The following is a 9,908-nucleotide window of genomic DNA, read 5'->3' as shown; positions in this document are numbered from 1 at the left end:
AGTCTCTCCCGAGCGTCCAACCGTCTCTCCGGCCCGTCTCCGCCACCACCGTAGCGTCCCAGCAACCACCTCAGCAGCGCCGGTGAAGGGGGTTCTAAGTAATACGAACATGGACCGCAAGTGGAAAAACACAGATTGCGAAACTTTTTTGCAGAAATTGATTTTAGTAAATACTATCAATGGCCTACATATCTCTAGCGCCCTCAAAACGCCCTCAACTCTGCCCCCGCAACCCCTAAACCCCCCGCCCCGCTATGCAGGCCTTTCGGTGCTACCGCTATATATAGTGAGTATACGCAACACCCCCACAAGAGTGATACGAGTCGACCGGTCGTAATCGATTCATTTCTCAGTCCGGAATCGCGCCGCCCTCGGCGCGTCGAGCGAGAAAGCGTCAGGGCCTTGCGCATTCTGCGCGGATGCGTTCAGGTCTCTGAAAAACAAAGTCTGCGGCAGAAACCTGTTATGACACAAACCACACAGCTTCCCCTTATGCGAACCGTTGGTTTTGACGGTCTGCTGGTGACATTTGCCGATACCATGACCGAAGCCTCGAACCGCGCCGCACTTGCGTTTCGAGGGGCGGTTGAGGCGCTGCAGTTGGAGGGCGTAGTTGAAACTTCGGCCTCTTTGGCGTCAGCTTATATTCGGTTCGCTCCCGCGCAGTTGTCGCACAAACAGCTTGAGCAGCAAATTCGCGCCCTGCTGGACAGCCGCGACTGGTACACTGCGCCTTTGCCTGCCGGTCGTCGGTTCTGGAAAGTACCTACGGTTTACGGCACCGATCTTGCGCCACAATTGGTGGACGCAGCAACCGCCGCCGGATTGTCGGCTTCGGAAGCTGTCGAACGGTTGAGCCAGACGCGCGTGCGGGTTCTGACCATCGGGTTTGCGCCTGGGCAGCCCTATCTTGGCCCGCTGGGGCCGGAGTTCAACATTCCGCGCCTCAAGGAACTGACGCCGATGGTGCCCGAGGGGGCCCTTGTGCTGGCGATCTCGCAATTCGTGCTGTTCTCGGGGCCGACGCCGACCGGGTGGCGTCATGTTGGCCAGACCGCGTTTCGATGCTTCCGGCCGGATATGGAGCAAAGCTTTGCGCTCAATCCCGGTGATGAGATGCAATTCGTTCCAGTCTCGCGCGATAGGCTGGAAGAGATTCGGGCGACCTGCACCGACGGCACCGGCGGCGCGCGTTGTGAGGAGATCGCGCCATGACGTTGATCGTTCATCGCATCGGCCCGGCCTGCACTATTCAGGATCAGGGGCGCACCGGGTATCTGGCTCAAGGGCTGTCGCGTTCGGGCGCGGCGGATGCTCTGGCCTTGCACGAAGGGGCGGCGTTGCTGGGGCAGAGCCCGGATTGCGCCGCGTTGGAAATGGCAGGCATGGGCGGCACCTTCGAGGCGACCGCCCCGACAGCCATCGCGCTGACCGGCGCGCCGATGCAGGCCAGCATCGACGGCAGCCCCGTAATGTGGAACGCTTCGCATCAGATGGAGGCCGGGCAGCGGCTGGAGATCGGATCGGTGCTGCAGGGCGGCTATGGATATCTGCATCTGGGCGGCGGGATTGAGGCCCCGGTTATTCTGGGCTCCCGTTCGGCACATCTGACCGCCAGAATCGGGCGCGCCATTCAGATCGGGGACACTCTGCCCGCCAACGGTGCTGGCCGCGTGGGTTTGAAACTGCAGCCCGATGACCGGTTCTCGGGCGGGCTGCTGCGGGTGGTGGCCAGTTTTCAGACTGCATTGTTCAATGACGAAACGCTGGCGCGTTTCACCGACACCGATTTCCGACGCGGCGCGCGGGCCAACCGGATGGGAATGCAGTTGGACAGCGACGGTGAGGGATTTGCCGCAAAAGGTCAGCTGAACATCCTGTCCGAGGTCATCACCCCCGGCGATATCCAGATGACCGGCACCGGCGCGCCCTTCATCCTGCTGCCCGAATGCCAGACCACCGGAGGTTATCCCCGCATCGGAACCGTCCTGCCCTGCGACCTGCCCCGCGCGGCGCAGACACCTGCGGGCGGGCAAATCCGCTTTGAATTTGTCTCACTGGACCAGGCCAACGCGTTGCAGTCTGCGTTCGACGCCGAGCTTGCCCGCCTGCCAAGTCGCACCGAGCCCTTGGTTCGCAACCCCCATGACATTCCCGACCTTCTGTCCTACCAATTGATCAGCGGAATGATCTCTGCCACCGAATAAGGAGTTACGCCCATGCCTCACGTCGATCTGAACGCCGATATGGGCGAAAGCTATGGTCCCTGGAAGATGGGCGATGATGCAAGCCTGCTAAAGATCATCACCTCGGCGAATATTGCCTGCGGCTTTCATGCGGGCGACCCGGATGTGATGGTGCAGACGATGGCTCTGGCGGCCGAGAACGGTGTGGGTATCGGCGCGCATCCCGGGTTTCCCGATCTGCAGGGCTTCGGGCGGCGGAATATGAAAGTGCCGCATGACAGCTTGCGCAATCTGGTCCGTTACCAATTGGGCGCGGCGATGGGCGTGGCTAAGGCGGTCGGCACTGAAGTACGGCACCTGAAACTGCATGGGGCGCTCGCAAATATGTGCTCGGTCGATATCGACATGGCACGAGCCTGTTATCAGGGTGCCTTGGACGTGGACCCCGACATCATCATCATGGTTCTGGCTGCCACGAAACAGCAAGAAGCCGTGCGCGAGCTGGGATGCAAATGGGTGGGCGAGATCTTTGCGGACCGCGCCTATAACGACGACGGGACGTTGGTGGATCGGTCCCTGCCCGGCGCAGTGATCCATGACCCGGCGCTGGCAGGGCCGCGTATCCTGAACATGGTGCGCGAAGGCGCGATCATCACCGAATCCGGCAAGCGGTTAGAGACCTCGATCGACACGATCTGCCTGCATGGTGACGGCCCCACGGCGGTTCAGATCGCCCGGTCCGTGCGTGAAAACCTGATTGAAGGCGGCGTCGAGGTTACCAAATTCATCCGTTGATCATCCGGGCCTAACCTGCGGCCCCCATGTCCCGACTGTTGCCCGTGTAGGCCCAAGCGCCTAGCATGGGGCCAAGTGCATGTTCTGACTGCCACAAATCTGCGCATGGAGATGAGCCAATGTCATTCGACCTGATGTCCTATGAACCCCGGGGCGACAAGAAGAACTCGGACTTTTTCACCGAATACCTGCCGATGATCTACGAGCGCCGCACCAGCTCAGGCATCGCCGATCAGGTCGGCGCGATGCGCGCGATTGTCATTCAGGTCGAACCCGACGCGCTGTTTGACACGCTGGTCGAGCTGTATGTGATGACCCCGTATCGCCACACGGCCAGCTATCTGGGGCGGACGCACAAGTTTTCGGTCATGCATTCGCATCCCGACTACCCGGCGCTGATCGTGATGGCCCCGCTCAGCCCCGCGTTCGAGGATTTCATCCCCCGCATCAACCGCATGTACCCGCTGGCGCGCAGCACGCCGCAGACGCGCTATGTGGGCGAGATTTACGGGGCCTCCGATCTGAAGGCGCTGACCGGGACGCTTGAGGATCAGAATATTCGGTTCGAATATTCGGGGGACACCGAAAACCCGTTCTATACGCTGGAGGGCTTCCGTTTCACCACGCCGTCGGATTTCACCTGCAATCGGGTGGGATACTCGACGTTGGATTTCAACGATACCGACAGTCTGGGGCTGGGCGACCGGGTGCTGCTGAGCGATGCCGAGCAAGCCCGGCTGGATCAGGCGGCAGCCTTTGGCGCAGACAGCAAGATCGCGCCGCTGATGCTGGGCATTGACCATCTTGCCACGCGGGTGCTGGCGGGGGAGCGTGAGGACGCGATCCTCGAATTTCTGACCATGGTGCCCTATTACTTCTGGGGCGCGTACAACATCTTCGACATGAACTCGTCGACCAACGTGAACCGCAACGCGAATGTGGATGACGACAAGAAGTCGCCCGCCAAGGTGTTCACCGCCAACAACACGCCGTCTTTCGTGAATTCCTTCGCCAAGCTGCCAATGCCCACCGAGGACTTCGTCCGCAATTTCGGGCGTCGCCTACACCACATGGCGGTTGAGATTCAGGACGGCGACCACGGCGCGGGGGAAAAGAACGTCGATTTCGTGGTCAATACACTCAAAGACAAAGGCGTGCCGTTCTTGGCGCATGTGGTGGGGGAGTGCAAAGACGATCCGAACCTGAAACAGATCTTCTCAAAACACTCGAAACATACGCTGCTGATCACCGAGTATATCGAGCGGTGCCACCACTATGACGGCTTCTTCACCAAGGACAATGTGGCCGCCCTGACAGCCGCCGCCGGGCAGGATGAGCAGTATCAGCACGGCCATGTGTTCGACTGATCGGATATAAAAAATGGGCTGCGAGAGTATCGCAGCCCGGAGCCATCCAGGAGAGAATATGTCGGGTCTTATGATGGCCCGATCATGAAACAGGTGACATTGCGCGCCTGCAGCCTGCGGCAGGCCAGATCGGCCTGTTCGCGGGTCATGCCCTGAAATGTCGCATCAAAGCCGCGCGCGCTCTGGTTCACTTTGCGCAGCGTGCCTTCCAGCGTGGTCATCTCGGACAGGGCGGTTTTCAGCAGAACCTTCTCGGCCTCGTACCGGGTGGTATAGCGACCCACATTGACGCCCCACAGATGTCCGCCGGATGTGGACAGGCGGGTGACAACCTCGGGCTCGGGTTCGGGCTGCGGCGCAGGTTGGGCCGAGGCCAGAACGACCTCGTCGGGCCGCGCTTCGGGGCGGGTTGCATCGGAAGGCGCAATATCCGCAGCCGCAATAGCTGCGGCGATACCGTCCTGAATACGCGCGCGGTTCTTCGCGGCAGCGTCGGCAACGGAGCCTGCCACTTGCACTGCGGCCACCGGGCGCAGCACCGGGCGCAGACTGCTTTTCGGCGGGCCAGCCTGGGCCACCTGCACCGACCCTATGCCAGCATTCCCGGCATATGCGGGCCGCGACGGTTTACGGATCGGCGCACGTGAGGGGGCACGGCGGAAACCCATATCCAGCAGTTCAGCAACCCGCGCATTGCGCGAGGCACCCGACTTGCCGCCAAAGACGGTGGCGATGATACGTTCATCCTTGCGCTTGGCCGAAGCCACAAGGTTGAAACCAGCCGCGCGGGTATAGCCCGTCTTGATACCATCAGCACCTTTATAGGCGGCCAACAGGCGGCGGTTGGTGTTGGGCACCGTCTTGATCCCGGCATGAGTCGATTGGCGCGAGAACAGGTTGTAGTATTGCGGGTAATCATACAGCAGATGACGGCCCAGTGTGGTCATGTCGCGCGCGGTCGACAGGTGGCCCGACTCGGTCAGGCCATGAGCATTCTTGAAGGTCGTACGGCTCATCCCCATCGCCTTGGCGGTGCGGGTCATACGACGCGCGAATGCGGCCTCGGACCCGCTAAGCGTGATGCCGATAGCCGTGGCCGCGTCATTGGCCGACTTCACAGCCGCTGCGCGGATCAGATAGCGGAATGCAATCGTCTGTCCCGCCCGAAGTCCCAGCTTCGAGGGCGGCTCTACCGCTGCCGCCTTGGTGATACGGACCGGAGTGTCCAGCGTGATCTCTCCGTTCCGGACCGCTTCGAACGCGATGTAAAGCGTCATCATCTTGGTTAGCGATGCCGGGTGCAACCGGGTGTCGGCATTGCGCGAATGCAGCACCTCACCGGTGCGCGCGTCGATCACCATGGCCGCATAGGGGGCCGCGATGCCGGGAAGTGGTGCAAAAGAAAGCAACCACAGAAATGCCATAAGGAATAAGCCCATTCGGGCCGGAACTGTCCGCCGAATCTGCACGATCTTTGCCTCTGTCTGCCTCGCGCCGCCGGGTTTTCCCGGTCAGCTTTTCTTTTCTTAATATCATTCAGGCTAACACAGAGGCCGACCTAAAGAAACTGAAAGCTGCGTGATTGATCACGATCTATCCGGCCCGCAACGCCCCACATCTGGTAGGTGAAACTGCCGCGCACACCATACCGGCGATTGCGCCAAAATTCGGGCGCATCGCATATTCGATTTTCCGTAAACTGAGGCGAAACGGCAACAGATCAGGATATCCCACCCACCAGTGCCGCAAGATCGCCCAGATCATGCAATTCGCGAAATCGGGGATTCGTCACCGGTACTTCGGCCTGCTCGATCTCCCAAACCAGTCCGTGGGGCACATGCACACCCCAACACCCGGCCTGGATCGGGGCCACCACGTCCGAGCGCATCGAGTTTCCAACCATCATAGACGCCGCCGCTCCATCCCCATGCTGCGCAAAGATCGACGCATACGTCGCCGCCGTTTTCTCCGAGACGATCTCAACCCCGTCAAACAGCTCTCCCAACCCCGATTGGGCCAGCTTGCGCTCCTGATCGATCAGATCGCCCTTGGTGATCAGCAAAACCCGGTGCGTCGCTGCCACCGCCTCAATCGCCTCGCGGGCGTGGGGCAGCAATTCGATGGGATGGGCCAGCATCTCTTGCCCCGCTTCGATCAGCTGGCGGATCACCTGCGCCGGAACCCGGTCCTCGGTCACTTCGATGGCGGTTTCGATCATCGACAGGGTAAAACCTTTGATCCCGTAGCCATAGTGCCGGATGTTGCGCTTTTCAGCGGCCAGCAGGCGGTCCATCAGATGGTCCCGTTCGGCATGATCGGCCAGCAGTTCGGCGAAGTGATCCTGTGTGAGTTGAAAAAACCGCTCGTTATGCCACAACGTATCATCGGCATCGAACCCGATTGTCGTCAGTTTGTCCTGCATCGCGATTCCGACTCGTTGCTCTTTTCTCTGGCCATGGTGACGTTATATAAGCCCTGAAACAAACCGAAGCGTGAATCGGGAATCTCTTACTGCAATGCGCGAACACCAGTGGATCATGTCTGACAAGGACGATCAGGACGACGACACGTCGGTCCTGCTGCAGACGCGACCCAAGACCAAACGCCCGCCGCTGTATAAGGTGCTGCTGCTGAATGACGACTATACGCCGATGGAGTTTGTGGTGCACGTGCTGGAACGCTTTTTCGGGATGACCCACGCGCAGGCGTTCGAGATCATGCTGACCGTGCATAAGAAAGGTGTCGCGGTGGTCGGCGTCTTCAGCCACGAGATTGCCGAGACCAAGGTCGGTCAGGTGATGGATTTCGCCCGCCGCCACCAGCACCCGCTGCAATGCACCATGGAACGCGAAGAATAACGCGCGGCCATGTCTCCTCGCCTTGATCTTGCCTTGAACAGCGGGCTTTGCCTGTCGCAACCGCTGAGCGTTCTGGCCCCCACAACCGATCACGACCTGTCGGACCTGCCGCGTGAGACGCAGGTGGTGCAGCCGTTCAAACCGTTTCATGATCATTTTGCCGCCCAAGGTTTTGATGCGACGCCCGAAGCGGGTGCGCCCTGTCAGGATGTCATCGTCTTTCTACCCCGCGCCAAGGCACTGGCCCGGGCGCTGGTGCATCAGGCTTGCACCCGCGCCAGCGGCACGGTCGTGGTGGACGGGGCCAAGACCGATGGCGTCGACAGCCTGCTGAAAGACATCCGCAAACGGGTTGCGGTCGAAGGGCCGATCTCGAAGGCGCATGGTAAGATTTTCTGGTTCCAATCCAAGCCCGAGGCCTTTGCCGACTGGGCCGCGCCCGAGGCCCAGATCGTCGACGGATTCCGCACCGCACCGGGCGTGTTTTCCGCCGATGGTATCGACCCGGCCTCAGCCCTGCTGCTGAAGTCGCTGCCCGCCAAACGCGGCACCCGCATCGCCGATCTGGGCGCGGGCTGGGGGTGTCTCGCCGCCAATCTGATCCATGACACCCTGCAGACCCTACATCTGGTCGAGGCCGACCACACCGCCCTCAGCTGCGCCCGCACCAATGTCGCCGAGCCGCGCGCGCAGTTCCACTGGGCCGACGCCACCACATGGACCGCGCCCGAGCCATTGGACATGGTGGTCATGAACCCGCCCTTCCACACTTCACGCAGCGCCGATCCGGCATTGGGTCAGGGCTTTATCGCCAGCGCCGCGCGCAATCTGACCCGCAATGGCAGCCTCTGGATGGTCGCCAACCGCCACCTGCCCTACGAGGCCACGCTGAGCGACACCTTCGCCCGCGTCGAAGAGATCGCCGGGGACAACCGGTTCAAGGTCTTCCATGCCTCTCGCCCTCGGGCGTAACCCCCGCTAACCTGCGCCAGACCTCAGGAGGATTCGCATGTCCTTTTCCATCGCGGGCAAGACCGCAATCGTTACCGGCGCCGCCAACGGGATCGGCCTGGCCATCGGGCGGCACTTTGCCGATGCCGGGGCCAATGTCATGTTTGCCGATATGGACGAAAAGCGCCTGGCCGAAGAGCTGGGTGCGCAGGCGGATGACAGCAATATCCGCTATTTCGCAGGCGACCTGCGCGAGAAGCTGACGATTGCCAACCTGCTCTCGGCGACGCTGGATGCGTTTGATCAGGTCGATATTCTGATCAACGGCGCGCGGCAGGTGATCCCGTCGGACCCGCTGGATGCGGACGACGACTCGGTGCGGACGCTGTTGAACCAGAACCTGATGCCCGCGCTGCGCCTTAGCCAGTTGGTGGCCAAGCGGTTCATCAAGCAGGCCGATGGCGATGACGAACACCCCGCGGGCTCGATCATCAACCTGTCGTCGATTGCCGCACGGCGCACCCATCCCGACCTGATGGCCTATTCCGTCTCGACCGCTGCGCTGGATCAGATGACCCGCTCGCTGGCCGTAGCGCTGGCCCCCAGCCGCATCAGGGTGAACTCGATCGCCTTGGGATCGGTCATGAGCGCCTCGCTGCAGACCACGCTGAAGGACAACCGCGACTTCCGCGACGATATCGAAAAGCACACCCCACTGGCCCGCATCGCCGCCCCGAACGAACTGGTGGAAACCGCGCAGTTCCTCGCCTCGGACGCGGCGGGTTTCATGACCGGGCAAATCCTGACCATAGACGGAGGCCGCACTTTGCTGGACCCCGTCGCAGCCCCGGCACATTGATCCCCATGTTTGACACCGAAAAATCCACCGCCTCCGCCTGGTTCCGCCAGTTGCGCGACGAAATCGTCTCGGCCTTCGAAGGGCTGGAAGACAGCCACGATACTGGTCCTTTCTCGGACGCCCAGCCGGGCCGGTTCGAGGTGAAAGAGACCACGCGCCAGTCCGACGACGGGTCGGACGCGGGCGGCGGGCTTATGTCAGTGATGCGCGGGGGCCGCGTTTTCGAGAAAGTGGGGGTCAACGTCTCGACCGTCTATGGCACGCTGGGCGAACGCGCACAGAATGCCATGGCGGCGCGCAAGGGCATTCCGGGGATGAAGGATGACCCGCGTTTCTGGGCCTCGGGCATCAGCCTTGTGGCGCATATGCAGAACCCGCATGTGCCAGCCGTTCATATGAACACGCGCATGTTCTGGACCCCGCATGCGTGGTGGTTCGGCGGCGGTTCGGACCTGAATCCCTGCATCGAATATGAGGCCGACACCGCCCATTTCCACGCCACGCAAAAGGCGCATCTGGACCCGCATGGGCCGGGCCACTACCCGCGCCTCAAGGATTGGGCCGATGAGTATTTCTATATCCCCCACCGCAAGCGGGCGCGCGGTGTGGGCGGTATCTTCATGGATGACTATTGCACCGGAGACTGGCAGGCCGATTTTGCCCTGACGCAGGACATTGGCCGTGCCTTCCTGCCCGCTTTTCTACCGTTGGTCGAAACACGCCGGGTGCAGGCTTTCGGCGACGCAGACAAGGACGTGCAGCTGGTCCACCGTGGGCTTTATGCGGAATACAACCTGGTCTATGACCGCGGCACCAAGTTCGGGCTGGAAACCGGGCATGACCCGGATGCTGTCCTCATGAGCTTGCCGCCACTGGCGAAGTGGATTTGACG

10 protein-coding genes are annotated in these 9,908 nt (G+C 61.4%); 8 read left to right on the top strand and 2 right to left on the bottom strand.

The window, feature by feature from the left end; translation table 11 throughout:
* The first annotated feature begins 465 nt into the window (after nt 1-465).
* From ACR0KM_RS08545 to ACR0KM_RS08530, 4 genes are all read left to right on the top strand, one after another.
* Nucleotides 466-1,215, top strand: a complete 750-nt coding sequence (locus ACR0KM_RS08545; RefSeq protein ID WP_480861446.1) for a 5-oxoprolinase subunit B family protein — start codon at nt 466-468, stop codon at nt 1,213-1,215.
* Nucleotides 1,212-2,207: a 5-oxoprolinase subunit C family protein gene (locus ACR0KM_RS08540; RefSeq protein WP_480861447.1), complete on the top strand. Its 996-nt coding sequence runs from the start codon at nt 1,212-1,214 to the stop codon at nt 2,205-2,207. The genes ACR0KM_RS08545 and ACR0KM_RS08540 overlap by 4 nt, the downstream gene beginning before the upstream one ends.
* A gap of 12 nt (nt 2,208-2,219) precedes the next feature.
* The gene (locus tag ACR0KM_RS08535) at nt 2,220-2,981 is read left to right on the top strand and encodes a LamB/YcsF family protein (RefSeq protein ID WP_480861448.1); all 762 of its coding nucleotides are present in this window, start codon (nt 2,220-2,222) and stop codon (nt 2,979-2,981) included.
* Nucleotides 2,982-3,100: 119 nt separating this feature from the next.
* The gene (locus tag ACR0KM_RS08530) at nt 3,101-4,348 is read left to right on the top strand and encodes a hypothetical protein (protein ID WP_480861449.1); all 1,248 of its coding nucleotides are present in this window, start codon (nt 3,101-3,103) and stop codon (nt 4,346-4,348) included.
* A gap of 68 nt (nt 4,349-4,416) precedes the next feature.
* On the opposite strand, the gene ACR0KM_RS08525 is transcribed toward ACR0KM_RS08530, so the two are convergent.
* Complete coding sequence (locus ACR0KM_RS08525) at nt 4,417-5,787, bottom strand: D-alanyl-D-alanine carboxypeptidase family protein (RefSeq protein WP_480861450.1); 1,371 nt, start codon at nt 5,785-5,787, stop codon at nt 4,417-4,419.
* Nucleotides 5,788-6,068: 281 nt separating this feature from the next.
* Entirely contained in the window at nt 6,069-6,770 is a 702-nt protein-coding gene (locus ACR0KM_RS08520) for an HAD family hydrolase (protein ID WP_480825916.1), read from the bottom strand.
* Between the two features lie 94 nt (nt 6,771-6,864).
* Between ACR0KM_RS08520 and clpS the strand changes: the two genes are divergently transcribed.
* Genes clpS through hemF form a run of 4 tightly spaced genes read left to right on the top strand, consistent with a single transcriptional unit; the run spans nt 6,865 to nt 9,906 of the window.
* Nucleotides 6,865-7,206, top strand: a complete 342-nt coding sequence (gene clpS, locus ACR0KM_RS08515; protein ID WP_480534657.1) for an ATP-dependent Clp protease adapter ClpS — start codon at nt 6,865-6,867, stop codon at nt 7,204-7,206.
* Between the two features lie 9 nt (nt 7,207-7,215).
* Nucleotides 7,216-8,178: a class I SAM-dependent methyltransferase gene (locus tag ACR0KM_RS08510; RefSeq protein ID WP_480861451.1), complete on the top strand. Its 963-nt coding sequence runs from the start codon at nt 7,216-7,218 to the stop codon at nt 8,176-8,178.
* Nucleotides 8,179-8,215: 37 nt separating this feature from the next.
* Nucleotides 8,216-9,016 carry an SDR family NAD(P)-dependent oxidoreductase gene (locus tag ACR0KM_RS08505; RefSeq protein WP_480825911.1) on the top strand — a complete coding sequence of 267 codons (801 nt, stop codon included), beginning with the start codon at nt 8,216-8,218 and terminating at the stop codon, nt 9,014-9,016.
* 5 nt (nt 9,017-9,021) lie between these two features.
* Nucleotides 9,022-9,906: an oxygen-dependent coproporphyrinogen oxidase gene (gene hemF, locus ACR0KM_RS08500; protein WP_480861452.1), complete on the top strand. Its 885-nt coding sequence runs from the start codon at nt 9,022-9,024 to the stop codon at nt 9,904-9,906.
* Nucleotides 9,907-9,908 lie beyond the last annotated feature (2 nt).

This window comes from Ruegeria sp. G10 (assembly GCF_056533645.1).
Note: the sequence above shows the minus strand (reverse complement) of the source record. Positions and strands in the feature narration are given on the sequence as shown.